The 24,450-nt window shown below is 53.1% G+C and carries 24 protein-coding genes and 1 tRNA gene; 12 read left to right on the top strand and 13 right to left on the bottom strand.

Annotated features, from left to right (window positions below):
• Nucleotides 1-11: 11 nt before the first annotated feature.
• From ACXJJA_RS04365 to ACXJJA_RS04350, 4 genes are all read right to left on the bottom strand, one after another.
• Complete coding sequence (locus tag ACXJJA_RS04365; protein ID WP_456487007.1) at nucleotides 12-920, bottom strand: radical SAM protein; 909 nt, start codon at nucleotides 918-920, stop codon at nucleotides 12-14.
• Between the two features lie 57 nt (nucleotides 921-977).
• Nucleotides 978-1,295, bottom strand: coding sequence for a hypothetical protein (locus tag ACXJJA_RS04360; protein WP_456487006.1), 318 nt, complete (start codon nucleotides 1,293-1,295; stop codon nucleotides 978-980).
• Between the two features lie 94 nt (nucleotides 1,296-1,389).
• Complete coding sequence (carB, locus tag ACXJJA_RS04355) at nucleotides 1,390-4,623, bottom strand: carbamoyl-phosphate synthase large subunit (RefSeq protein WP_456487005.1); 3,234 nt, start codon at nucleotides 4,621-4,623, stop codon at nucleotides 1,390-1,392.
• A 202-nt stretch (nucleotides 4,624-4,825) separates the two neighbouring features.
• On the bottom strand, nucleotides 4,826-5,218 hold the full coding sequence (locus ACXJJA_RS04350; RefSeq protein WP_456487004.1) for a DUF2102 domain-containing protein: 393 nt from the start codon (nucleotides 5,216-5,218) through the stop codon (nucleotides 4,826-4,828).
• A 144-nt stretch (nucleotides 5,219-5,362) separates the two neighbouring features.
• Between ACXJJA_RS04350 and ACXJJA_RS04345 the strand changes: the two genes are divergently transcribed.
• From ACXJJA_RS04345 to ACXJJA_RS04325, 5 genes are all read left to right on the top strand, one after another.
• Nucleotides 5,363-5,436 (top strand) — tRNA-Trp (locus ACXJJA_RS04345).
• 75 nt (nucleotides 5,437-5,511) lie between these two features.
• Nucleotides 5,512-6,279: a sugar phosphate isomerase/epimerase family protein gene (locus ACXJJA_RS04340; protein ID WP_456487003.1), complete on the top strand. Its 768-nt coding sequence runs from the start codon at nucleotides 5,512-5,514 to the stop codon at nucleotides 6,277-6,279.
• Nucleotides 6,276-7,025, top strand: a complete 750-nt coding sequence (locus ACXJJA_RS04335) for a dolichyl-phosphate beta-glucosyltransferase (protein ID WP_456487002.1) — start codon at nucleotides 6,276-6,278, stop codon at nucleotides 7,023-7,025. The genes ACXJJA_RS04340 and ACXJJA_RS04335 overlap by 4 nt, the downstream gene beginning before the upstream one ends.
• 23 nt (nucleotides 7,026-7,048) lie before the next feature.
• Nucleotides 7,049-7,909, top strand: coding sequence for a DUF63 family protein (locus ACXJJA_RS04330; RefSeq protein WP_456487001.1), 861 nt, complete (start codon nucleotides 7,049-7,051; stop codon nucleotides 7,907-7,909).
• Nucleotides 7,910-7,996: 87 nt separating this feature from the next.
• Nucleotides 7,997-8,653, top strand: coding sequence for a potassium channel family protein (locus ACXJJA_RS04325; RefSeq protein ID WP_456487000.1), 657 nt, complete (start codon nucleotides 7,997-7,999; stop codon nucleotides 8,651-8,653).
• 46 nt (nucleotides 8,654-8,699) lie between these two features.
• Here ACXJJA_RS04325 and ACXJJA_RS04320 read toward each other — a convergent pair whose 3' ends face one another.
• On the bottom strand, nucleotides 8,700-10,448 hold the full coding sequence (locus ACXJJA_RS04320) for a glutamate--tRNA ligase (RefSeq protein ID WP_456486999.1): 1,749 nt from the start codon (nucleotides 10,446-10,448) through the stop codon (nucleotides 8,700-8,702).
• Between the two features lie 203 nt (nucleotides 10,449-10,651).
• Between ACXJJA_RS04320 and ACXJJA_RS04315 the strand changes: the two genes are divergently transcribed.
• On the top strand, nucleotides 10,652-11,734 hold the full coding sequence (locus ACXJJA_RS04315; RefSeq protein WP_456486998.1) for an RNA-guided endonuclease InsQ/TnpB family protein: 1,083 nt from the start codon (nucleotides 10,652-10,654) through the stop codon (nucleotides 11,732-11,734).
• 25 nt (nucleotides 11,735-11,759) lie between these two features.
• Nucleotides 11,760-12,986 (top strand): bifunctional phosphopantothenoylcysteine decarboxylase/phosphopantothenate--cysteine ligase CoaBC, encoded by a 1,227-nt coding sequence (gene coaBC / locus ACXJJA_RS04310; protein WP_456486997.1) that lies wholly within the window; start codon nucleotides 11,760-11,762, stop codon nucleotides 12,984-12,986.
• A 98-nt stretch (nucleotides 12,987-13,084) separates the two neighbouring features.
• Here the strand turns inward: coaBC and dapB are convergent, their stop codons facing one another.
• Entirely contained in the window at nucleotides 13,085-13,867 is a 783-nt protein-coding gene (gene dapB / locus ACXJJA_RS04305; protein WP_456486996.1) for a 4-hydroxy-tetrahydrodipicolinate reductase, read from the bottom strand.
• A gap of 165 nt (nucleotides 13,868-14,032) precedes the next feature.
• Here dapB and ACXJJA_RS04300 point away from each other — a divergent pair, with 165 nt between their 5' ends.
• A complete protein-coding gene (locus tag ACXJJA_RS04300) occupies nucleotides 14,033-14,212 on the top strand; it encodes a PIN domain-containing protein (RefSeq protein WP_456486995.1) in 180 nt (59 codons plus the stop codon).
• 633 nt (nucleotides 14,213-14,845) lie between these two features.
• On the opposite strand, the gene ACXJJA_RS04295 is transcribed toward ACXJJA_RS04300, so the two are convergent.
• Complete coding sequence (locus tag ACXJJA_RS04295) at nucleotides 14,846-15,241, bottom strand: archaellin/type IV pilin N-terminal domain-containing protein (RefSeq protein WP_456486994.1); 396 nt, start codon at nucleotides 15,239-15,241, stop codon at nucleotides 14,846-14,848.
• A gap of 176 nt (nucleotides 15,242-15,417) precedes the next feature.
• Between ACXJJA_RS04295 and ACXJJA_RS04290 the strand changes: the two genes are divergently transcribed.
• The 3 genes from ACXJJA_RS04290 to ACXJJA_RS04280 are packed head-to-tail and all read left to right on the top strand — an operon-like array spanning nucleotide 15,418 to nucleotide 19,021.
• Nucleotides 15,418-16,029: a YIP1 family protein gene (locus ACXJJA_RS04290; protein WP_456486993.1), complete on the top strand. Its 612-nt coding sequence runs from the start codon at nucleotides 15,418-15,420 to the stop codon at nucleotides 16,027-16,029.
• 33 nt (nucleotides 16,030-16,062) lie between these two features.
• The gene (locus ACXJJA_RS04285) at nucleotides 16,063-16,875 is read left to right on the top strand and encodes a sugar phosphate isomerase family (RefSeq protein WP_456486992.1); all 813 of its coding nucleotides are present in this window, start codon (nucleotides 16,063-16,065) and stop codon (nucleotides 16,873-16,875) included.
• A 37-nt stretch (nucleotides 16,876-16,912) separates the two neighbouring features.
• Nucleotides 16,913-19,021, top strand: a complete 2,109-nt coding sequence (locus tag ACXJJA_RS04280; protein ID WP_456486991.1) for a DNA topoisomerase I — start codon at nucleotides 16,913-16,915, stop codon at nucleotides 19,019-19,021.
• Here the strand turns inward: ACXJJA_RS04280 and atwA are convergent.
• From atwA to ACXJJA_RS04255, 5 genes are read right to left on the bottom strand one after another with little or no spacing between them, the layout of a single operon-like run.
• Nucleotides 19,018-20,625 (bottom strand): methyl coenzyme M reductase system, component A2, encoded by a 1,608-nt coding sequence (gene atwA / locus ACXJJA_RS04275; protein WP_456486990.1) that lies wholly within the window; start codon nucleotides 20,623-20,625, stop codon nucleotides 19,018-19,020. The two genes, ACXJJA_RS04280 and atwA, sit on opposite strands and share 4 nt — an antisense overlap.
• On the bottom strand, nucleotides 20,615-21,745 hold the full coding sequence (locus tag ACXJJA_RS04270; protein WP_456486989.1) for a glycosyltransferase family 2 protein: 1,131 nt from the start codon (nucleotides 21,743-21,745) through the stop codon (nucleotides 20,615-20,617). The genes atwA and ACXJJA_RS04270 overlap by 11 nt, the downstream gene beginning before the upstream one ends.
• 1 nt (nucleotide 21,746) lies before the next feature.
• Nucleotides 21,747-22,037 carry a hypothetical protein gene (locus ACXJJA_RS04265; RefSeq protein WP_456486988.1) on the bottom strand — a complete coding sequence of 97 codons (291 nt, stop codon included), beginning with the start codon at nucleotides 22,035-22,037 and terminating at the stop codon, nucleotides 21,747-21,749.
• 9 nt (nucleotides 22,038-22,046) lie between these two features.
• Complete coding sequence (locus ACXJJA_RS04260) at nucleotides 22,047-22,250, bottom strand: hypothetical protein (RefSeq protein ID WP_456486987.1); 204 nt, start codon at nucleotides 22,248-22,250, stop codon at nucleotides 22,047-22,049.
• A 12-nt stretch (nucleotides 22,251-22,262) separates the two neighbouring features.
• Nucleotides 22,263-22,421, bottom strand: coding sequence for a hypothetical protein (locus tag ACXJJA_RS04255; protein WP_456486986.1), 159 nt, complete (start codon nucleotides 22,419-22,421; stop codon nucleotides 22,263-22,265).
• A 230-nt stretch (nucleotides 22,422-22,651) separates the two neighbouring features.
• On the opposite strand from ACXJJA_RS04255, the gene ACXJJA_RS04250 reads away from it, so the two are divergent.
• Nucleotides 22,652-23,821: a caspase family protein gene (locus tag ACXJJA_RS04250; protein ID WP_456486985.1), complete on the top strand. Its 1,170-nt coding sequence runs from the start codon at nucleotides 22,652-22,654 to the stop codon at nucleotides 23,819-23,821.
• Between the two features lie 340 nt (nucleotides 23,822-24,161).
• Here ACXJJA_RS04250 and ACXJJA_RS04245 read toward each other — a convergent pair.
• A partial coding sequence (locus tag ACXJJA_RS04245) for a hypothetical protein (protein ID WP_456486984.1) occupies nucleotides 24,162-24,450 on the bottom strand: 289 nt, incomplete at its 5' end.

The raw sequence follows: 24,450 nt of genomic DNA, 5'->3' as shown, positions 1-24,450 counted from the left end.
CCAGTGGCTGCCTAATCCGCAAACCTGTGTAGCCCGTATTTTCTCGCAATTTCCAGTGCCGCCTTATATTCACTTATTTTTATGGAGCGACTCAATTCCTCGTATTCATACGCTTTGAACATCGGGCGGTATTGCGCCATAATGTTCACGTATGTGTTCCTTGAGATTTCCTCGGCGATGAACCGCATGACCTCCTCGGTGCCCGCAAGCCCATTCGGCAATACTAAATGCCTTATTATGAGTCCCCGGTAAGCGATGCCACGCCCATCCACCTTCAAATCGCCGACTTGCCTGTGCATTTCCTTCACCGCCCGCTTGCAAACCTCCCAGTAGTCCTCGGCGTTGGAATACTTCTTTGCGTTCTCAGCACTGCTGTATTTCATATCTGGCATATAAATGTCGATTATGCCGTCAAGGAGCCTCAGAGTCTTCACCGACTCATAACCGCCACAGTTGTAAACCAGTGGGACCTTAAGCCCCCGTTCCGCTGCTATTTTAACCGCCCTTAGGATTTGCGGCACGAAGTGCGTCGGCGTCACAAAATTAATGTTATGGCAGCCCTGCCTTTGTAGCGAAAGCATGCCCTTCGCCAGCTCTTCCTCGCTCATCACACGCCCGTAGCCCAGATGGCTGATTTCGTAGTTCTGGCAGAAGACGCAACCGAGGTTGCAGTTCGTCAGGAAGACCGTGCCGGAGCCGAAGATGCCAACGAGCACGCTTTCCTCACCGAAGTGTGGGTGCATACTCGAAGCCACAAGCTCCTCCGCCGAACGGCAGTAGCCACGTTCACCCTCGAGACGGTTCACGCCACACTCCCGGGGGCAAAGCTCACAATGCCTCAGAACCGCAAACAGTGTTTCTATTACATCGTCGAGCTTCCCGCTCTCCAGCGCATCAAGGTATAACGGACGCCTCTCCATCTCTGGAATTGGGGTGGAAGGTAAAAATTAGTGTGACGGCTTGATGTTGGCAGAGTGCTACGGGAATATTTTTATCGAAGCGAAGGTCGTCGCCACGAGTATGAGCACCGCCGCAATGCCCACGGGCAGGATGTGTGTAAAGAAGAACGAGCGCATCTCCGGCTTCGGCACGACTTTGAACTCGCCGCCCTGCTGCGTCACTTCGACTTTGTCATACATGAACGGCATGAGCACAGTGAATATCATCAAGCCCCAGAAGCACAGTAACCCGATGAACGCCACCCAGCCCGCCATTCGCCAGCGGAGCCACCTCCGCTCCTCCTCCGCCCTTTTGGGCCACGCCTTCGCCACAATGTCCCCCTTTTGCTCCTCCATTCTCACCCCTCCTGCCGGTAATTTTCATGTTTTATATATAAATATTTTGTTGTTAGCGTCGAACAGCCGTCTCTGCACGCATGACATCGTTGAATCATGACGTTGCATCAAGCAACTCTTTTATATACATATTTATGGATTTTACACCTATCTTTCCAGTCCTAACTGCGATGATGGCATCTGCTGCGGCTTTTGCGGCTTGCATCGTCGTTATGTAAGGTATGTTGAAATCAATGCACAATCGTCGAATCTGGTAGCCGTCGCGGTGCGACTTTCGGTCGGTCGGCGTGTTTATCACGAGCCTCACCCCTTCGCCGCCTGCACCCGCACCGCTCCGTATCACGTCAAGGATGTTCGGGCTGCCCTCCTGGATTTTCTTCAGCGGCGTCGCTTTTATTCCGCATCTCTCCAAAAACTTTGCGGTTCCCCGAGTCGCTAGTATCGAAAGCCCGGCAGCCTGAAACTTCTTAGCGACTTCCACAATCTCAGGCTTATCCCTGTCGCATACTGAGATGAAGACAGTGCCGTCGAGCGGGAGTGGATTCTCAGCGGCGAGCTCCGCTTTGAAATACGCACGCCCGAAGTCGGCGTCCACGCCCATGACCTCGCCCGTACTTTTCATCTCCGGTCCGAGGAGCGTGTCGCTGCCGCTGAACTTCGAGAACGGCAGCACCACCTCTTTTATGCAAACATGCTTCATTTCCCGCTCGCTTACTTCTTCAAACCTCAGCTCTCTCAGCTTACGCCCTACCATAACCTTTGCGGCGAGCTTCGCCAGTGGAATGCCCGTGGCTTTTGAGACGTAGGGGACTGTCCTTGAAGCTCGTGGATTGACCTCGAGGACGTAAACGACACCGTCTTTAAACGCCATCTGGATATTCAGTAAGCCAACGGTGTTAAGAGCAAGCGCTATTCTCCTCGTGTAGTCTTTTATGGTCTTTAAGGTTTGCTCGTTGAGGGATTGCGGCGGGATGACGCAGGCGGAGTCGCCGGAGTGGACGCCCGCCTCTTCTATGTGCTCCATAACCGCCCCGATGAGAACGTCGTCGCCGTCGCAAACCGCATCCACGTCTATCTCGGTGGCGCCCTCCAAAAACTTATCTATGAGGACAGGACGCTCGTTCGAGACCTGAACCGCCTCTTCAATATACTTGCAAAGCTCCGCCTCATCATGCACGATTTCCATGGCTCTGCCGCCGAGCACGTATGACGGGCGGACGAGCACCGGATACCCGATTTTTGCAGCCTCACGCACCGCCTCTTCTAACGACGTTGCATACCCGCTTTCCGGTTGCGGAATGTTCAGGCGGCGCAGAAACTCGCTGAACTTTCTGCGGTCCTCCGCCATGTCTATCATCCCCGGCGGCGTCCCTAAAATCTTCGTTGGCAGCCGCAAACGCTTAAGCTCACGCTCTAACGGCAACGCCAAGTTTATGGCGGTTTGCCCGCCAAACTGCACGAGCACGCCATCGTATTTTTCCTTTTCGATGATGTTAATCACTTCTTCAAGCGTAATTGGCTCGAAGAAGAGCTTGTCCGAGGTATCAAAGTCCGTCGAGACGGTTTCAGGGTTGTTGTTTATGATGTGCGCCTCGATGCCCTCCTCCTTCAATGCAAGGACGGCATGCACCGTGCAGTAGTCGAACTCAATGCCCTGCCCTATTCTTATCGGTCCTGAGCCGATTATCAGGACTTTTTTGCGGTTTGAAGTTTTTAGTTCGCACTGTGTTTCATAGGTAGAATAGTAGTAGGGTGTTTGTGCTTCAAACTCCGCGGCGCACGTGTCAACCATCTTGAACGTGGCGATGATGCCCTTTCTGCGGCGGAGGTCGCTTATCTCCTCGCGACGCCGCCCTGTGATTCTCGCAATCCGCTCGTCGCCGAAGCCGAGCCGCTTCGCTCTCCGCAAATTGCCCTCCAAGTCCTTTTTGAGGAGCTTTTCCATCTCCACGATGTTCTTCATCTTCTCGATGAAGAATGGGTCTATGTTCGTAAGTCCTGAAATCTCCTCGACAGAGAAGCCACGCTGCAGCGCCTTGTAAATCACAAAGATGCGTTCGTCCGTTGGGTTCTTTAACAGATGCCTTATTTCGCCGTCGCTCCAGTTCCCGTAACCTAAGTCTTTGTTTATGTCGAGCGAGCGGATTGCCTTCTGCAACGCCTCTTCAAAAGTTCTGCCGATTGCCATAACCTCACCGGTGCTCTTCATAAACGTCGTGAGCGTGCGGTCGGCATCTTTGAACTTGTCGAACGGCCACCTCGGAATCTTCACGACGACGTAGTCGATCGTTGGCTCGAAGCTCGCCGGCGTCTTCCCAGTGACCTTGTTCGGAATCTCGTCGAGCGTCAGCCCAATTGCAATCTTAGCGGCGACCCTCGCAATCGGGTAGCCCGTCGCCTTCGACGCCAGCGCCGACGACCTCGAAACACGGGGATTCACCTCGATCACGTAGTAACGCCCGTCAAGGAACGCAAACTGTATGTTACAGCCTCCCTCAACCTTTAACGCATCTATAATCTTGATGGCGGCGGAACGCAGCATTTGATGGTCCTCGTCAGAGAGCGTCTGCGACGGCGTCACCACGATGGACTCGCCGGTGTGAATGCCCATCGGGTCGAAGTTTTCCATGTTGCAAACCGTGATACATGTGCCTTTACGGTCCCGCATCACTTCATACTCAAACTCTTTCCAGCCTAGAACGCTTTCCTCCACGAGCACTTGATGGATTCTCGACGCCAGAAGGCCACGATGCACGATTGCCCGCAGCTCCTCAATATTGTGAGCGACGCCACCGCCCGTCCCGCCAAGCGTGTATGCCGGTCTTATTATCAGCGGGAAGCCAAGCTCCGCTGCCACCTCTTCCGCCTCCTCGACCGAATTCACTGCTTGGCTCCTCGGCACCGGCTCCCCGATACTCTCCATGAGCCCCTTGAAACGCTCCCTGTCTTCGGCGTTGTAGATTGCCTCGAGCGGCGTTCCAAGAACGCGGACGCCGTATTTTTCGAGGATGCCCATTTCCGCAAGCTCCGCTGTTATATTAAGGGCGGTCTGCCCGCCGAGACCTGCGATGACGCCGTCCGGGGTTTCTTCTCCTATGATTCTCGCCACGACCCACGGAGAAAGCGGCTCGATGTAAACGGCGTCCGCCATGTCCGGGTCTGTCATTATCGTCGCCGGATTCGAGTTCACTAAGACTACCTTCACGCCCTCTTCCCGTAACGAGCGACACGCCTGCGAGCCCGAGTAATCGAACTCGGCAGCTTGTCCTATCTGAATCGGTCCTGAGCCTATGATTAGCACTTTCTCTACGGTTTCGTCCTTCGGCACGCCTCCTCGTTTCTTACTTCCCTCCTCATCTATAAAAACATCGCTAAGAAACGCCTCGCTTTAAGAAGTTTATTGCTGCAAATTTCCCGCTTTAAGGAGAATTAAGGGAAGTGGTCTTTTATAATCTCCAAGAGCGTTCTACGCCGAGTTAACTATATACCGGTGGGTGCGCCCCTTGGCAACGGGCAGCAGATACCAAAGGTCACTCCTTCAGCCTATCTAATGCCCGCCTCACGTAGGGCAGTAAGGAGTGCTCAAGTTCGAGCTGGTGGAAGCCGGGGCGAGGTCCGCCACGCCTCGTCGCCCGGCAGATACGCACGTCGCCGATGGGGAAGCCACGCACCTTCGTGAAAATACCATGCGGGTCGAGCTTCCGCACCTCTTCTACAATCGCTTCCAAGGTCCCGGGCTCGCCCTCCACGAGCACGCCGTAGCACGTCTCTTTAACCGTTATATTTGCAAGCTCCATGCCAAGTATTCTGTTTACCACTTGAACCGGCGTTACTTTCGAGTCCGGAGATATGACGATCAAACGTGTCTCCATAGCTCGCAGGCGCATTTTGCACAGCGCCCCTTCACCTCCACAAGTGTTCATGTTTTTCCTTATTTTAAGAGTTTTGCCCATTAGTGTAATGGATAAAAAGCCACTTGGTGATGCGAGAACGAAGCTTCGTCCTGGCGATACTGCGTGGCGTAATTATGGGAAGTTTTATATCTTGCATAAGTAACGTAGAGGTGAGGGGCCGTAGCTCAGCCAGGAAGAGCGGGGGACTCCAGATCCCTTGGGCGTGGGTTCAAATCCTACCGGCCCCACTTTTCTATATTTCGCTGATGCATGCCACAAGGCTAAACAACGCCGGAAGCTTTAGTTACTCATTGGGTGATGCAATGAAAGTAAGCTTCTCTTCGATAGACATGCAGGACGACCCGAGGCGGTGGATGTTCGAGCTCGAAGACCTCGGCTTCGCAGGCTGGGAAATCATAGATGAGGGTCCGCAGAGCGTCTCGCTGATAATGAATGAGGTGAGAGAGCTTCATGAGACCACGAACCTCAAGCTCTCGCTCCACGCCCCGTTTTCCGACTTGAACATTGCGAGTCTGAACAAGCGCATCTGGGAGGAGAGCATCAGGCAGATAGCGGAGAGCATCGAACGAGCTTACGAGTTCATCGAGGAAGTTTGCGTCATCCATCCGGGTATCATATCGCCAGTGGCTTTCAAAACGCCTGAGAAGAGTAGGAAGAAGGCAGTTACGGCGATAAAAAGGATAAGTGAGTGTGCAAAGGAGCATGGGCTTTCAGTAGCTGTTGAGAATATGGGACGCATCATCCCGCTGCTTGGACAGCGTCCCGAAGAGCTTGCGGCGATGCTCGAAGCGGTCGGCGAGGATAATGTCGGCATCTGCCTTGACACCGGACATGCAAACACCACGAAGACACTCGAAGGCTTCTTGCGGCTGGGGGAGAAAATAATACACATGCATGCTAACGACAATCACGGCGACGACGACGACCATCTCGCGCTCGGCGACGGGAGCATAGACTGGGATAACGTGTTCCGCTCGCTCACGGGCTATAACGGCTGTGTGGTGGTTGAGGTTAACAGCTTAGAGGACGGCATAAAGAGCTTAGAGTTTTTGAGAGGGAAACTTGAATGATGGGGGCAGGGGTCGAGGAGGAACGGCGAGATGTAGGAGCATACGAGGTTTCGGTGGTGCTCCCCGCATACAACGAGGCTGACATGCTGGAGAGAGCGGTGGACGCCGTAGAAAAAGGACTTAGGGAGCTGGGTGTGAGTTTTGAGATAATAATAGCAGAGGACGGGAGCACCGACAGCACTTACGAAATTGCGAGGAGAATAGCAGAGGAGAAGGATTTCGTGCGGCTCCTGCATAGCGATTTTCGACTGGGGCGCGGCGGCGCCCTTAAGCGGGCTTTCAAGCTTGCAAGTGGCGAAACTCTTGTCTATCTCGACGTCGACCTCGCCACCGACCTCAAGCATTTGGAGGAGTTAATAAACTCGGTAAGACTCGAAGGCTACGACGTCGCCACCGGCTCAAGACTCCTGCCTGAGAGCAACGCCGCCCGCACGCGGAAGCGTAAGCTGATGAGCGTGACTTTCAACTTTTTGGTGCGGGTGCTCTTGCGTTCTGAGCTGCGGGACCACCAGTGCGGCTTCAAAGCCTTTAAAAAAAGTTCTTTGACGAAGATTTTGGGGGAGGTAAAGGATGAGCATTGGTTTTGGGACACTGAAATCCTCGTGCGGGCGCAGAGACGAGGCTTAAAGGTGAAGGAGTTCCCAGTGCGCTGGCGTGAGTCCAAAAGGAGTAAAGTTGAGACTTTGAAGGACGCTAAGAACATGCTTTTTTGCATACTGCGGCTGTGGCGGGAGCTTAATGCCTAAGTTTGAGTAGAGGGCGTTAAGAAATGGCGGTCAAGGAATTTTTCTGGCGTTACTACGTGGCGCCCATAATTTACGACACAGGCTACAACGTCGTGAACACCGCGACGTGGGCAGCGTTACTGCTGCTCGTTGCGTTCCTCGTTTATAAGCTGTTTAAGAAGTGGGGGATTGAGGCGGACGAGCGTTTTCTCTTGAGTCTGACGCCCTACGTGCTGACAGGCGTCTTCCTCAGAGTTGCCGAAGACGCCGAGCTCGTGCCGGCGCCGCACCGTTACTTCCTCGTATCTCCGCTGATTTGGCTGGAACTGCTGGCGGTGACGCTGCTCGTGCTTGCGGCGTGCGTCGTCACGACGGCGGCAAAAGCAGGAGGGCAGCTGTCTGTCGAGGAGCGGATGCGAGCGGTGGAAAAAAGATTTGGGGTTGTCGGCGTGGTGATTTGCGTCAGCACGCTCGTTTTCTTTTTAAGCTTTGGCGGTGGACGCAGCCAGTGCGTGTGCCTCTGGGCACCGCTCCTCGTATTTCTGCTGGCAGCCGTCGCGCACGTCTTAACGTGGGCGGCGGCGAGGGCGCTGCGTTTCGAATTTCTGGCGGGCGCCGGCAGTTACGTCATCTTCTCGCATCTCCTAGACGCCTCTTCCTCATACGTGGGAATAAAATTCTTAGGATACAGCAGCAAACACGTCCTCGAGAGCGCGCTCTATAGCTTTTCTGTCGAAGCCGTGGTGTTGATGTTCCCGCTGAAAGTGCTCGTGGTAGCAGCTCTTCTGTATTTTTTACCGTTCCTTGAGGATAGGAAGCTGCAGAGCGTCGTTCTGGCGGCGGCATTCGTGCTTGGGCTCGGACCGGCGCTCAGGAATACCTTGAGGATGAGCATTTGCGTGTGACAGCGAGCGGCGTGGACAGGAAATGACGGCGTAAGGTTCATAAAACAGAAAAAGATAAAAAGGGGTTGCCCTGACGGTGCATAAAGGATGCATATAATAATAGTGGGGCTGGGAGGCATAGGCAGGAACTTAGTGCGGGTAGCGGTGCAGGACAAGAATGACGTCGTGGTGATAGACAAGGATGAGCGGCGGTGCCGGGAGGTAGCAATGGAGTATGACGTCATCACAATAGTGGGCGATGCGACCGTCGGGACGACACTTGAGGAGGCGGGGGCGAGCCGTGCTGACGCCCTGATCACAACGACCTCGGACGACGCCACAAACCTCATGATAACCCTCAAGGCTAAGGAGTTCGGCATAAAAGGCATAGTTTCCGTCGTGAACAAGGAGGAGCACCTGAAGATGTTCAGGGATGCAGGCGTTACTGTCTTTGAAAATCCGGACATGCTCGTCGCAAAGCAACTGTATTTTGCGTCACGCCGCCCGAAGGTCAAGGACTTCCTCGTGAGCATCGGGGATGGGCAGGCTGAGGGCTTCGAACTCGTCGTTGAGGAGAATTCAATAGCCGCGGGAAAGAGCCTTTCTGAGCTGAAATTAAAGGATGCCGTCGTAGTTGCGGTGCAACGTAACGGCGAGCTCATCATCCCCAAAGGCGACACCGTCCTGAGGGTCGGCGACACCGTCACAATCTTTGCACGACCGAAATATGTCGAGAAGATATGTTCCTTGTTCTTCTCACGCTGAGCCTTAGTGCTGCATAGGCACGCAAACATTTGAGCTTTTGTGGAGACTAATGCGTGAAGTATGCGATTACGGTCTGCCCCTCGACGGAATCGACCCTCACGAATCCGTATCTTTCAAATTGCACGACGTCCCCCACTTCTTGCTTTATGAGGGGCTCACCGATGCCGAGCTCCTCCGGCTTTTCGACCTCAGGTCTCTTGACGACCACATGGATGTAGTTTTCAGCAGGAACCCACTGGATGACGGGCTTCTTCTTGTCATCAGCCCCGGCAGCTATCGCTTCGGCGTCACTGACGACTCTTGCGGTCAAAGGCTCCTCGCTCACGATTTCCACGTCACACAGGTATTTTAAGCGGAGGGCGCCGCCGACTCTCAGCGTGCGGGCGTCGTCGCCGTTGATGAACACCGAGCGGCGAACTTCAATCTCACGGAAGTCCCTCCTGTTGGGGTGCAATAATGCCCTCGCCACGCCTTGGAACTCCTCACCGTTTTTCACGAGATGAAGCTCCTGCGGCGAGGTGACGAAAAAGTATCTATTAGCCTTCTCGTCGATTAACTTGCGGTTTTCGGCATAAAGGTTCTTCAAGCTGATAGCCACGTCGTTCTCGGTGACGCCGAGGTTGAGGAAAAAGCGGCGTATCGCTTCGGGTTCGAAGCCTCTTCTACGTAACGCTCTTATCGTCGGGACTCTCGGGTCATCCCAACCGTCGAACTCACCGCTCTCGATGCGTCGTCTCAGCTCTGACGTGCTGAGTTTGCCGAACTCGTGGATTTTCAGGCGCCCCCACAGAATCGTGATGGGGTATTCCCAGCCGAAGTGCTTGTAAAGGAATCTCTGCCGTCCTTCAGAGTCCATCAAATCTTTTCCTCGGATGATGTGCGTGACGCCGAGGATATGGTCTTCAATAGCGGACTCGAAATCGAGGGTTGGCCAGACGCAGTATTTATCGGCGACGCTCGGGCGGGGGTGCGTCGCCTTCAAAATCCGGAACGCCACCCAGTCCCGCAACGCAGGGTCTTTGTGCCGCATGTCCGTCTTCACACGCAATACCGCATCCCCAGGCTCGTATTTTCCGTCAAGCATCCGCTTCCAACGCTCTAAGTTCTCCTCCACATCTGCATTACGGTGGGGGCACTCACGGGAAGCATCTTTGAGTTTTTTAAACTCCGCTCTCCCGCAGAAGCACACGTAGGCGCCGCCAAGCTCGATAAGGCGTTTTGCATGCTCGTAGTAGATTCTAAGGCGTTCCGACGCAATCACGACCTCGTCAGGTCTCGCATCGAGCCACTCGCAGTCCTCTAAATACCAGTCGTAAGCCTCGAGCAGTGGACGCTTCAGCACGGGGTCGGTGTCGTCGAACCTTAAAATAAAACGCCCTTTGTAGCGGCGGGCGTATTCGGAGTTCACGATTATGCCCCTAGCGCTGCCGAGTGTCGGCGGTCCGTTCGGGTTCGGAGCGAACCTCATCACTACGCCACGGTCGGCGTCCGGCAACGGGGGCAATATTTCTTCCCTACGCTCGCCAGCCTCCGCAAGCTCAGCAAGAAGCTCTGGCGCCAGCCGCTTTAACTCTTCTTCGCAACGCTTCACGTCGAGTTTGCTGACCTCCATTACGACCTTCTTGATGACTGGCATAAGGTCTCTGATTCCAGTTTTAAACTCAGGATGCTCGCCTATCAGCTTCTTAACGACAGCATCGATCCTTGGTGGCTTCCTATGCCTGACGGCGTTCTGGAGAGCGTATTTTCTTATCGTCGTGCGGAGGTCCTCGTCGTGCAGCGAGGGGGGAGCCACGTTTTCACCTAATCCTTAATGGGTCCCAGCAAGACTTAAGCTCGCCTCGGTATTTCAAGTTGTCTTCTCCGCATCGTCGTCCAGAATCTTTAACCCCATCCATATTCAGGATAAGTTGCTTCTAATCCCTTCTTCTCAAAGGAGGGATACAGAGGGGGAGGAGGGCGGGAAAGTTTTTAAGTAGAAAGAATACACTAAAACTAATGGAAGTGACAAAGACCGTCAAGTGTAAGATAATGGGTTTAACCGAGCGAAAGAGGAAACTACTTAACAAGGAATATGATAACTTCCAGCATTGGTTTGAGACGGGAGAAGATAGAGGGGTGTATTCAGCATACAAGCAAGATGCAAAGTGGCTATATAAGAAAGCAAGGAAGATGAGGGGCATCCCAATAAGAAAAGATTTGATAGATATCCAAAGAAGAGATACGAAAATAGCTAAATATTGGGCGAGGATAAGGGTAAAAGGTGTAAGAGGTGGTGTAAAGGTCGCACTGGTTCATCAGCCAATTATTTTTGAGGAGTGGGCTATATGTGAATCTTTACTTGTCAGGACGGACGGGGGAGAATTTTACCTTCACGTAACTGTTAAAAAGGATGTTGAGCAAAAGAGTGAATACTCATCCATCATAGCGATAGACATGGGAGCTCGTTGGATAGGAGTGTCGGTGGCACGGCACCGCAGCAAGCCAAAGTTCTACGGCAGAAAAGTGAGGGCGGTTAGAGGAAAGTATTTCTGGCTTAGGAGGAAGCTCGGAAGGGAGAAGAAGCAGAGGGCGATAAAGAAGATTGGGCACAAGGAGCGGAGGATTGTAAACGACGAGCTGCACAAGATAGCAAAGGAAATTGTTGAAGAGGCGGAGAGGCACGACGCAATAATTGCGATAGGCAACTTGAACGGAGTTAGAAATAACAACAAAGGGAGAGAAGTGAACAGGAGAGTGAATTCGATGCCGTTCTACCGCTTGAAGGAATATATCAAGCATAAAGCATTGGAGAGAGGGATTGCAGTGATAGAAGTTTCAGAGTTCAACACGTCGAAACAGTGTTCAAGATGTGGTTCAATGAATACCAAAAGACCTTCTCAGGGAGTTTTCATCTGCAAGGATTGTGGATATCAAATCGGTGGTGATGTGAACGGAGCTAAAAATATAATGAGACGAGCCGTGGGCTATATGCTCACGGTAGGGGCTGTCGTGACCCAGCCCGAAGGGGAGTGCCACATCAGGCACACTCCCCAACCTCGTCCGGCGGATGCCCTCCAATGGAGGGTAGAGGTCACGTGAGAAATCAAAAAAGCCTGGTGTGGAGATGGGAGAGCGAGGACTGCATCCGACGCTGCGGATAAAGGCGACGAAGAGCCGCTCACTACTTGGCAAGAGGGTGGTGTTGGGCGTTACGGGCTCAATAGCCGCCGTCAGAGCTGTTGAGCTGGCGCACGAGCTTATTAGATACGGCGCAGACGTTTTTGCGGTGATGAGCGAGGCGGCGAAGGAAATAATACACCCATACACGCTGCACTATGCCACCGGGCACGAGGTCGTGACGAAGCTCATGGGCAACATCGAACACATCGAGTTTCTTGGCATGGAGGGCGCCGCCGACCTGTTTTTGATAGCGCCGTGTACCGCAAACACGATAAACAAGATTGCGTGCGGCGTCTCGGACACGCCAGTCACGACGTTTGCGGCGACAGCCCTCGGCTCTGGCGTTCCGATAGTGATAGTGCCGGCGATGCACGAAACGATGTTCGAGAGTCCGGTTCTCGAGGAGAATATTGAAAAGCTGAAGCGGCACGGCGTGGTTTTCGTCGGTCCGAAGTTCGAAGAGGGAAAGGCGAAAATCGCTGACGTCGAAGACATCGTCCTGAACGTCGAGCATATGCTTTCGGAGCGTAAGCTGCGAGGCAAGCGCATTCTCATTACAGGCGGTCCGACGCTTGAACCGATAGACCCTATACGAGTAATTACGAACCGCAGCTCCGGGAAAACGGGTGTCGAGCTTGCGAAGGAAGCCTACCGACAGGGCGCCGAAGTCACGCTCGTTCACAACAAATGGTTCAATATCTGGGGCATTCGGGAAATTAAGGTGGAGACCGCCCGTGAGATGCTTGAAGCGTGTCTCAACGAACTAAGCACCGGCTACGACGCTTTCATTTCGGCGGCAGCGATCTCAGATTTCACGGTCGAGCCCTTCGACACGAAGATAAAGAGCGACGCTGCGACGACGCTCCGCCTCATCCCAAACGTCAAGCTCATAGACACCGTCCGGGAGAAATACCCAGACCTCGTAATGGTAGCTTTCAAGGCTGAGACGAACGTGAGCGACGAGGAGCTGATACGGCGGGCTCGTGCGAAGATGGAGGAGTGCGCCCTCCAAATGATGGTGGCAAATGACGTCGGGCGAGGCGGCATGGGCACCGATGACAACAACGTTTACATCCTGAAAAAGGGCAGCGACGAAGCAAAGCACGTCAGCGGCTTAAAGAAGGTCATAGCGGAAGTCATCATCGAGGAGCTTGCTGGTATCTTGGGCTGATGAGCGACAGGCGGCTGCAGGGCGTTGCAAGCAGCTTGCGTTAAGGTGGTGTACCGGTGGTGGGACGCTAACATTGCGGTAAGGCTGTGTAGGTAAATTCAGCCCCACAGAACGTCTTCCATAGAATAAACGCCGCTTTCCTGCACTTCGAATACCCATTTTACAGCGAGAATGGCACCCTGTGCGAATGCCTCTCTACTGTGCGCTCGGTGCGTTAGTTCGATGCGTTCGCCACGTCTTGCGAAAATGGCAGTGTGCTCGCCGACGATGTCGCCGGCACGGACAGCATGGATTCCTATTTCCGCATGCGAGCGTGGCGAGAGTCCCCGTCTGCCGAAGACGAAGTTTTCTTCTGAGAGCCCTTTGCGTTCTGCGATGATGCGGGCGGCTTTGAGCGCTGTGCCGCTCGGCGCATCCTTCTTTGCAGAGTGGTGTGCCTCTACGATTTCAACGTCGTAGTCCCTGAGATACTCGGCAGCATGCGCTAAAAGCCGCCAGAAGACGTTGACGCCGATGGAAAAGTTTGGCGAGATGACCGCTGGCACGTTTCCATCTATCGCCTCACGCATTTCTCGCATTTGTCCTTCAGAGAAGCCTGTCGTGCCAACAACGAGCCTGACGCCGTTTCTTGCAGCTATTTTCACGTTTTCGACCGCCGCCTCCGCATTCGTGAAATCTACGAGCACGTCCGGCTTCTTAGCCTTTAGTTCGGCGTCCATTTCCGAAGGATGTTTGATGACGACGCCCTCAGCGGCGACGAGTTCGCCGACACCTCTGAAGTCGAACGCTGCCACAAGCTCAAGGTCTGCATCCTCAAGAACGTTCTTTATCACAAGGCTGCCCATCCTACCCCTCGCCCCGGCTACCGCTACCTTTATCATTTTCCCAGCCCCTTGCATTCTACCTCGCACGCCACCTTGGCGCTCGCAAATTATATACCTTTTCACGAGCTCATGTTGCTTCTCTGCCTTTCGACATTATAAATTTAAAATTGAATAGCCAACAGTAAAACCGAAAGTGCTAAAGAAGCGTTTTGATGACTTCTTATGACGTTGTCAGAACGGCTATCGCACTGGTGGCGAAAGCCCCTGCCGAACGACGCATTGATAGTGACGACGTGCCGCGGGGCACTACTGCGTTACGAAAATCGCGAACTCGACGCCGACTTCAGACGTGCTGACTTTCTGGAGGTTGTGGAAATTTGGTGGCGTCGTGCGGCGCCTTGAGCGGCGAGGCGTGCGGTGGCGAGGGAGCTTAATAAGGCTTGTCTGAAAATCGCCCTTAGCGCCGGTAGGGCGTCTCTGAGTCCTGCGCGTAGCTTTTGGCGTTCTGTCTTGTCACTGCTTGATTTCACGCCGCTCCGCTACTCCTTTAATTTGTTTTGTTTAATGACAAAGCGTGCTGCGTTGATGCTTGTCGCATCAGGCTGAAGCGTTTGGCGCAGAAGGCACGGCAAGCTGATACCTGTTTGCTTGCGTGCGTTCCGTGAGTCTCCGTTCGATGGCGGTGGGGCAGACCGGGACGTATGAGAATGCCACCGAAATTGACGGGCTATTTGCCCTCTGTAACAATACAGCGCCCGCAAATAAATTTCGAGCGCCCTGGGAATCGATCACGCAAAACGCTCTACACGCCAACGTCTCTAAACGCTGCCGTAGCTTACACGCGCCGTCAGATCAATCTGATAATACTATACGCTCTTAAGGCTAAACGAAAGAGGCTACAATGTTAAACATAAAAAGAGGGGAAAAATAAAAACAAGTTATACATAAGTATCGAGAACTACCTGCGTCGTCTCATCGGTGAAAATGGGATAATATCAGCAGTTTACACAAAAAATGAGAAAGAAAAATTGTCGGTTAGATCATTGTATCAAGTATCACTTGCTGTGAGCCGTCTTGGAAAGTCGCAGTCACTGTAACAGCATCATTGTTCGGTCCCGCATCGATATAGGAAGCGTTGTTGATTATTACTATGGCTCCAGGGGTATGGTCTAAGCTGCCTGCTGGGTTAGGGTGACCATCTACTATATAACTCAAGTTTGTTACAAGGTCAGCATCTGGCCCTCCTTGATATACTATTTTTATTGCAGTGGCGTTAATTTGTGTAACCGTCGCTGATACGGCGTATGTTTTTTTCGGCGGACCGAAGCCTCCGAGCATGCCGAGGACTACTGCGGCGACGACGATGGTGGCGGCGACCATGAGGATGACGCCGATGACCGGCGAGACGCCCTTTTTGTTCAGCTTTTCCACATTCTCACCCCCTTTCATTTTATTACGAAAAAACTAAGCCTTAGAGTGCACATAAGATTTCCGTAAATCTAAAAAATCGTTTCATTGATATAAAAACAAATTTCAAACATTGAGAACTTTTTAAATTTAAGCATTGGTGGCGCAATGTTTTTAAGCGGCGTGGCAAACTCAGGGGTATGCAGTTCTTAGAAAAGGTGAAGGGCCTCTTGCTTAGCCCCGCGGCGACGTTCCGAGCGGTGCGGGACGAGACGCTTGGCAATGCCTTCGTCTATTTTTTGGTGCTGCTCGTGGTGTTCGGTGTGCTTTTGGCGGCAGCGCTTGCAGCGCTCCTCGTCATTTTTGCGAAATACTTCCCGCAGCCCCTGACGGCGGAGCTGCCCGTTGGCGTTTCTGTTGCGGTGCTTGGCGGCTTCATGTTTGCGGGCATGCTTATTTACGCACTCATCGTTGGAATTATAGGCATCTTCATTATGGGGCTCTGGCTGCACCTCTGGGTCTTCGCTTTTGGCGGGCGGCGTGGCGTCTCCCAAACGCTCAAAGCCTGCATGTATGCGGCAACGCCCTCGCTGCTCTTCGGTTGGGTCCCGTTCGTCGGCATTGTTTTCGCTCTCTGGGCGCTCGCCCTTCAGATTATAGGCATCAGGGAGCTGCATGAAATCTCCACTGGAAAAGCGGTCGCAGCCGTGCTCGTCTCGATTGCTGTCGTCGTGGCGTTTGTCGTTGCTTTGATATTTTTAGTGCTGCCATGGGTGCTACCACCGCTGATGTATCCGACGTGCAGCGTTTAATTTTTTGCCGACGAACTAAGAAGCGGTGAGAAAATGTTGCTGCAAATAACCTTGACACCTGCGGAGGGGAAGCGGCTCATCGCAAAGGGCGTCGCCCGCATGGAAGTTGTGCGGAAGGCGCTCAAGGACGGGCTTGTCATCGTGACGCAGGGCACGACGAACGCTTATGTCGCCGAGGAACTGTTGCAGCAAGTAGGCATCGAACACGAAATAGACAAGCGGCGGTTCGCCGCTGGCGTTATTTCCGACCGTCCCTGCGTCGTTCCAAAGGTGGAGCGGCAGCCCGAAATAATTATCAAAAACGGCTCGCTCTACGACGGCAGCCTCGACGACGCCCTCGAAGAACTTTCGAAGGATGACGTCTTCATAAAGGGTGCGAACGCCGTCGACCCCGATGGTGTCGCTGGCATCCTGCTCGCACACCCGAAAGGCGGAACCATAGGCTCGGCGCTCGGCACAGTCGTTGCTCGTGGCGCACACTTTGTCATCCCCGTTAATCTTGCGAAATCTGTCCGCTTCTCCATCGTGGAGGCGGCTCGCCGCATTAGGGGATTCCAAGGTGTCTATAAGGCGGTGGGCATGCCGGTCGGCTTGCTCCCCGTCCACGGAGCAGTTGTAACGGAAATCGAAGCGCTGAGGCTTTTAGGCGCCGAAGACGCCTTCCAGATAGGTGCAGGCGGCGAGGGCGCCATTGTCCTCTGCGTCGAGGGCGAGCGTGAGAGGCTTGATGAAGTTCTCGAACTCGTAACTCAAATAAAAGGAGAGCCGCCGGTAAAAACCTTGATGCAGGATTGCAACAAGTGCAAAAGAGCTGCGTGTATCTACGTCGCTGCGGCGAAACCTTAACTAACACGCCGCCACTCAACAATAACAGCGTGAAATCATGCACTACATCATCACCGAGAAGAACACGACGGCACGCCGCATCGCCGCCATCCTCTCGGACGGGAAGGTTGAAAGCGTTAAAATAGGTAGTATCAAAGCCTACAAGTTCGACGACGTCACCGTCATGGGGCTTCAGGGGCACGTCGTCGGCTTTGACTTCCCGAAGAACTACAAAAGCTGGAAGAGTGTGCCGCCGCAACGCCTCGTGAACGCCGAACTCGTTACTGTGCCGCTCAGAAAGGACGTAGTCGCCGCTCTCCGCAAGATAGCAAAGGACGCCACGCTCGTGACGATAGCGACCGACTACGACAGAGAAGGCGAGCTCATCGGCGTCGAAGCCCTCCGCATTATAAAGGCGGCGAACCCGCACGTCCGAGCCGACAGAATGCGCTACAGCGCCATCACCGAAAAGGACATCAAAGAAAGCTTCGCAAACCGCACCGCCATTGATTACAATCTGGCGGCGGCGGCAGAAGCCAGAGAAATCATTGATTTGGTCTGGGGCGCCTCGCTCACGAGGTTCGTGTCGCTGGCGGCAAACAGCCTTGGCAAGGATTTTCTTTCAGTCGGCAGAGTTCAATCGCCGGCGCTCGCCCTCGTCGTGGACAGAGAGCGTGAAATCGAGGCTTTCACGCCACAGAAATACTACGAGGTGTATGCCACCGCAAGGATAACGACGGCTTCAGAGGCGAAACCAAAGACTTTCGAGGCGAAGCACCCCAAGAAATTCTGGGAGCGTGCTGCCGCCGATGACTTGGTCGCAAGGCTTAAGACTAATGCTGTGCAGACGCCGGACGGCGAGCTCGTGCCCGCAAGCGTCGTCGAGTTTAAAGTTAAACGAGCGGAGCAGAAGCCGCCTATCCCCTTCAACACCACAGAATTCCTGAGAGCCGCAGCTTCCATCGGCTTTTCTCCCATGCGTGCGATGCGTATTGCTGAAAGCTTATATCTAAGGGGTTTCATTTCTTACCACAGGACGGACAACACCGTTTACCCCGAGACGATTCGTTTTGAGAGCATTTTGGAGATGCTTGTCGCTCACGCTGCCTTTAAAAAGCATGCAGAAGCGCTTTTAAAAAAGAAGACGCTAACACCGACCGCAGGTAAGAAGAGAACGACCGACCACCCGCCAATACATCCGGTAGCGCTCGCCGACGCCGAGCAGTTAGACGATGATGAATGGCGGATTTACGAGCTTGTTGTTCGCCGCTTCCTTGCGACGCTTTCCGAGCCAGCGCTTTGGGAGAGCGTGCGGGTGAAACTCGACGCCAGCGGCGAAATCTTCAGAGCGTCTGGCAGAAAACTCCTGAAAAAAGGCTTTCTGGACGTTTACCCTTACGTGAAAGCCGAGGAAAAGCTGCTGCCGAAGCTTAATGAGGGCGACGTAGTTCTTTTGCTGCTGCGGGTGGAAGAGAAGGAGACGAAGCCGCCGAAACGGTTCACGCAAGGCGCCCTAATCAAAAAAATGGAAGAACTCGGCATCGGAACAAAGAGCACCCGCCATGAAATCCTCGCAAAGCTGTATCAGCGTGGCTACGTGCGTGGAAACCCGCTGAAGCCGACGAAAAAGGCGTTCGCCGTCGTAGAGTCGCTGCGACGGCATGCCGAAATTATAACGCAGGCGGAGATGACGAAAAGCCTTGAGGAGGAGATGGACAGGATTTGCGAGGGGGAAAAGAGTGAAGAAGAAGTCATAAATAAGTCAAAGGAGCTGCTGAGCGCCATTTTTGACGAAATGGCGACTCGTCGTGAAGAAATAAGAGAGTTGCTGCGCACCGGCATTAGCGAAGACGCAAAGCTCGGAGCGTGTCCGAAGTGCGGCGGCGAGCTCTTGCTGCGACGTTCGAAGAAGGGCAACAGGTTCATAGGCTGCAGTAGCTTCCCGAACTGCGATTTTTCATTGCCGCTGCCAAAGAGTGGATATCTCGTAATCTCCGAGGAGCGTTGCGAAGTGCATGGCTTGCCGAAAATGCGTGTGGTAAGTAGCGGCGGCGGGAAAGGAGGAAGGCGGCGGGTTTGGCAGCTCGGCTGCCCTTATTGCAGTTGGCTTGCGAAAAACGAAAATAGCGAAGAAACAAAAAACGATGAGCAAAAAGGAGAAAATTAGACGTCCATGGGCTTTTCTATCTCCTTGAACATTTTCACGATATTCCTTGGGTCGCCTATTTCCACAATCTTGCCGCCACGCATGAGTATCGCGCGGTCGCAGACCTTCTCGATGAAGTCGGGGTCGTGCGACATGATGATGTATGTTTGACCAAGTTCAGCCCTTGACGAGAGTATGGCTTTTGCGATGACGTTCTGCGTGATTGAGTCGATAGTGCCCGTCGGCTCGTCCAGAATCAGGATCTCCGGCTCCTTCATCAGCGCTCGTGCGAGCGCAATCCTGTGTCTCTCCCCCTCGCCGAGCTCATCAGGATATGCATTAAAGATCTCTTCAATCCGTTTCTCATCAAAGCCCACCGCCTCCAACACCATCGTAGCCTTCGCCTTCGCTATCTCCTTCGGCAGAATCAAGCCTATGGAATCCGTGAGGTTCTCAAGGATTGTGCTGTGCGGGTAGAGCCCGTATTCCTGGTGCAGGATTGCGATGTAAGGGGTCGCTCTGCCCCTGCCTGTCGCCCCGGGCACGCTCATGTCTATCCACTCGTCTCCTATCTTCACGTAGGCTTTCCCTAAGGACGGCACCTGCAAGCCGGCGATTATCCTGCCGAGCGTCGTCTTCCCGGCGCCTGAGACTCCGACTATCCCCAGAATCTCGCCCTCTCGCACCTCGAAGGAGACGCCGTCCACAGCTTTTATCGCCCCACGATCGGCGGTGTAGAAATACTTCTTGCAATTTTCAACCCGTATCCTAATATTTTCGGAAATGGGGGGCTTTTCGAACTCTTCTAAGCCGCCTGCCATCGCATCTTTTATCTCCGTTGTCTTGCCTTCCATTGTGATGTGTCCATCTTCGAGGACGATGCCCCTGTCGGTAATTTCGACGAGCGCATAAAGCCAGTGCGACGTCATCACGAGCGTGAGCCCTCCGTCCACTTCCTGCCTCAGAACCTCGTGCACCGCCTGCGCCGTTATCGGGTCGAGTGTTCCCGTTGGCTCGTCAGCAAAGAGCACGATGGGGTCTCTTGCGAGTTGCCGTGCGAGCACGACACGCTGCTTCTCGCCGCCGCTCAAGTCTCTTGCTGGGTGTAAGCTGCGGTGCACGAGCTTGACTCTTTTGACGAGTTCCATTATCTTGAGCGGCATCCTCTCCCTTGGGTAGTCTATATCCTTCAGAGCTTCTTCCACGTTCCCTATGACAGTCTTTTCGGTGTAAAGAGCAAACGTCCGCTGGAGCATCATGGAAAGCCGGTTATACAAATTCCGGAACTTCGGCGTGCCCCTTATCGCCCAAAAATCTATCTCTTCAAGCTCAAGAGTCGCCCCACACCTCTTGCACGGCGTCCCCACTTTCGACGGCGGCTCCACCCAGCCACAAGTTTCGACATTAGGGCAGATCGCCACGTTGTAGAGCACGACACCCGCTGTCGGCTCATACTCCTTCACGCCCCGCATCGCATTCATCAGCACAGTCTTCCCAGAGCCGCTTTTCCCGAGGATGCCGAAGGCTTCCCCCTCCATCACGGTGAAGTTTATATCTTCCAGCACCACCTTGCCGTCGAACTTCTTGGTCAGCCCTTCCACCTTTACGAGCTTTTCACGTCCCATCTCCGCTCATCTCCTTTCTTCTCATTCGCTCTATTAATTTAAATAACGAATTTATATTAAACTTGCGAGTTTGGAAACTTGTTTTGTGCAGAAGCGTTAGACAGAATCCCTTTTCATACTTCGCCATGTTTTCCTGCCTGTTGCGTAGAGTATGGCTGAAGAAAGGCTGCAAAACTCCATGAATATTGGCGAGAACAGGACGCCCAAGCAGCGTATGAGGGCGTCTTTGAAGCTCTTTAATGTTGCGACGAGGCATAAGAAGAGTGCGGGGGTGAGGGGCATGGTGAAAATCATAAGGTATGGGGAGAGCATCAGCGCAAGCCATGTGAGCACCCCTTGGGATTTTTGCTTTTAGGAATGCAGTGAAATGTGTGCTCAGACACTCCAAAGGCCCGAGCATCCACCGTATTCTCTGAAAGTAGAGGTCAGCCAGCGTCTGCGGCGCCTGTTCTCCCACCCGGGTTTTCAATGTCGTCGCAACTCGCCAGCCGCTCAAATAAATCTTGTCGCTCATGTCCACATCCTCGCATATCTTAGTCTCGTCGAAACGCCACTTCGAAAATATACTTGCACGAGCAACCCCGATCAAGCCGTTGAAGTGGAGAAACACGCTCTTGTTGCCGAAAAATTTGTAGAGGCTCGTCAGAAGCTCGTATTCTGCGGACACTAGCCTTGGGATGACCCCCTCGTTTATTATGTAGCGTGGCGCACTGACGAATGCTATTTCGCAGCTCTCGTCCGCTTCCAGCACCTCAAGGCACGCTTCCAGGAAATTCTCGTTAGGACGGCTGTCAATGTCGAAAAACGCAAAAAATGAGTTTTCATCCAAAGCAACTGCCAACGCATCGTTTAGCGCTCCTGCCCTTCGCCCCCTGTCGGTTCCCCTAAAAAGCAAACTTATTTTTACGTCCTTCTCCTTTCGTCGCACCAGCTCCTTTAGCACTGCATACCGCTCATCGTCCTTGCTATCTATCACATATATTATTTCGACTGGGAGGTGGCATTTCAAGCGACACAAAGCCTCTATGGAGCGTTCTATAATGCCAACAGGCTCGGAAGCTGCGACTGGCACAACTATCTTGACGGTATGCATCGGCGGCGCTCCTGCAACTACCGCCAAATTATCCGAAAACGCCGTTCATCCAGAAGTAATACAGCGCAAAGTATATTATAGCGATGACGAGCCACGTGAGCATCACATTTTCGATGCCGACACGCCAGTTACACCTGTCCATCAAGAGGTCGTAGCTGAGCCCGCCGTGCTTCTCATAGTCCCATAAATCTTCTTCTTTAAGTCCTGAACTTGAGAGAACAAAGTCCCGCTCATCCTGTATGGTGTCCCAATGCTCCAGTACCGACCTTATGTATCTTTCTTCCATCTCCTTCGTCTTTAAAACGTTAAATCTCCTCATAGTCCCCCCTCACTTCTCCTCTATGCAGAACCCAAGGGTGAAAGATATTATGCCAACGATGAGCAACCAGAGGACACTCTGCGGCATCACACGCTCCGAAAGCGTCCAGAGTGGCGCAGCCCACTTCATCAAGCCGTAAACTCCATAAACCATCAGCGCAAGCCCCCCATACCTCAGTATGGAAAGATACCTATGCCTCAGCCATATTCTCAAAGCTCGCACCCCCTAAGAGAATGCTCCTATTACTCCACCCCACCATATAAAAGCGAGCCCAAAGAGCGTAATGAGCCACTCGTCCACTGGGAAGCCCGGCGTGAAGAACTTCAGCCAGAACGCTACGAGGAAGCTTATCACTCCCGCCCCGATAACAGGCACGTTCACCATTCGTATCGCCTCCGGTCTTTACTCATTATTTGTGATATATAAACTTTGTGGATACACTTCGGCGCTGTGCGGGCGTGGCGGCTCTTGAGGCTTGGCGGCACGGCATATCTGTGTCGGCTTTCAGGGGCGTGCGCTCTGAATAATTTCTGCTCGCCCGTTCGTCCGCCCCGTCGAGCCCAATTAAGTGGACATACAAAACATTTTTAAAGATAAGATTGCGAAAGGGGAACATGCGGGCTTTACGTCTCCCCGAGGTTCTATGCGTTTTTGTCGTCGCATTCCTATGCTGCGGCACGTTCGCTGTCGAAGCATCGCCACGAGCGTCGCCGACGGTCTCGATATACACCGACAAACCGGAATACTACGCTTATGACAGTATGTATGTTGGTCTGAGCATTTTTAACGACGTGGAGCGTGCTGTCGTCTTAAAAATCTGGCTTGAGTTCCCAAACGGTGAAATTCTCGTCGTAGCGAACGTCAGCGTCACGCTACCCTCGTTGAGCTACAATAATCCGGCGCTCTTGAGTTTCACGCTTCCGCCTTTGGAAAACGGAACTTACACGTGGCATGCGTCGCTTAGCGATGAAGGTGGTGTGCTCTGCGAGGATTTTACGGCGTGGAGCTTCTTGGGGGCAAGAGTGGAGAAGTGGGCGGTGCTCGTTGGCATCGCTGATTATGTAGGCTGGACGAACGACCTTGAATACACTGACGATGATGCTCTTGATATGCGAGCTGCGCTAATAAACGGCGGCTGGCGGGACGACCACATCTACTTGCTGCTCGACGATGACGCTGACAAACCTGATATTGTGGCGGCGCTGCTCTGGCTCGCTGCGAATGCCGACCCTGACGACATTGCCTTGTTCTTCTTCTCAGGACATGGCACTTTCGGCGTGGACGTGCCGCCGCTCGATGAGGCAGACGGCTACGACGAATACATTTGCACGCACGAGTTCGCAGACATTAGAGACGACGAGCTTGCGGCGCTCCTTAACAAAATAAGGGCGAGGACGGCGGTTATCATAGACAGCTGCTTCAGCGGCGGCATGGCTAAGCAAGACGAACAGCAGCGGGCGAAAACGCTCGCAGGAAAGGCGCACGTTACATTAAAAGACGGCTTCGACAAGGACATCGCAGCTGAGAATCGTGTCGTGCTGACGGCTTGCGACGCCGACGAGTATTCTTACGAGTATTCCTTCTTGGAAAACGGTGTCTTCACGTTTTTCGTTGTCCGTGGCTTGAAAGGCTACGCTGACGCCGACGGGGACAACTACATCTCCGCCGAGGAATGTTTCTACCTCGCAAAACCTCGAGTCCAATACTTCACGACGCTCTCGCAAAACCCCCAAATGTTTGACGGTTACGAAGGCGAGCTCGAACTCGTTCGGTGTGTCGTTTAATGTGGCGTCCAGCGGTGTGCCGCAAGAGACAACGATTGAATGGCGTAAGAGAGAAGCAGATGGAACCCATGGCGGCGGCGAGTAGTTAAAAAAGGGACGTGTCCACATAACATAAGCCCACCGCAACCGATTATAGTATAGCATGAACAACTTACAGAACACATTCCAGTTTCTAACGGATTAAAGCAGCTAATTGAGAAAAGAGCGTCTTTATCGCTGCTTCAGCGAAAAAACACCAACCTACCGAGCTTCATAATCTCACCGAAAGGACTGATGTTCGAATTCCCAACCAAGACTTCTCATAGCATCCGTCAACCATGCTTATCTTAATAATCCGGGCTTATTCTCGCAGTATTCTAGCCCTTCCTTTAAAGACTTTAGTTAGATAATTCCGTGTTGTATAAACTCTCATAATCAACTCATTCCTCTCCACACCGCAGAATAAACATAGTATGCTTTTTATTCGCTTTAACAATTGTTTCGTCTGAGGCAACCAGATTTCTTTTTTTCTCTGTTGTAACCGGTAGCTTCTCTTCAAATTTCTTTTCTTTATCCAGTTCCGGACAGAGGTTTTAGAGACGGGATGGAGCTCTGACAGAATTCCGGCAGCCCTTCCCCGAAGCCGTCTG

The organism is Candidatus Alkanophaga liquidiphilum, assembly GCF_053996935.1.
The sequence above is the reverse complement of the archived record's forward strand: the minus strand, read 5'-3'. Positions and strand labels throughout refer to the sequence as shown.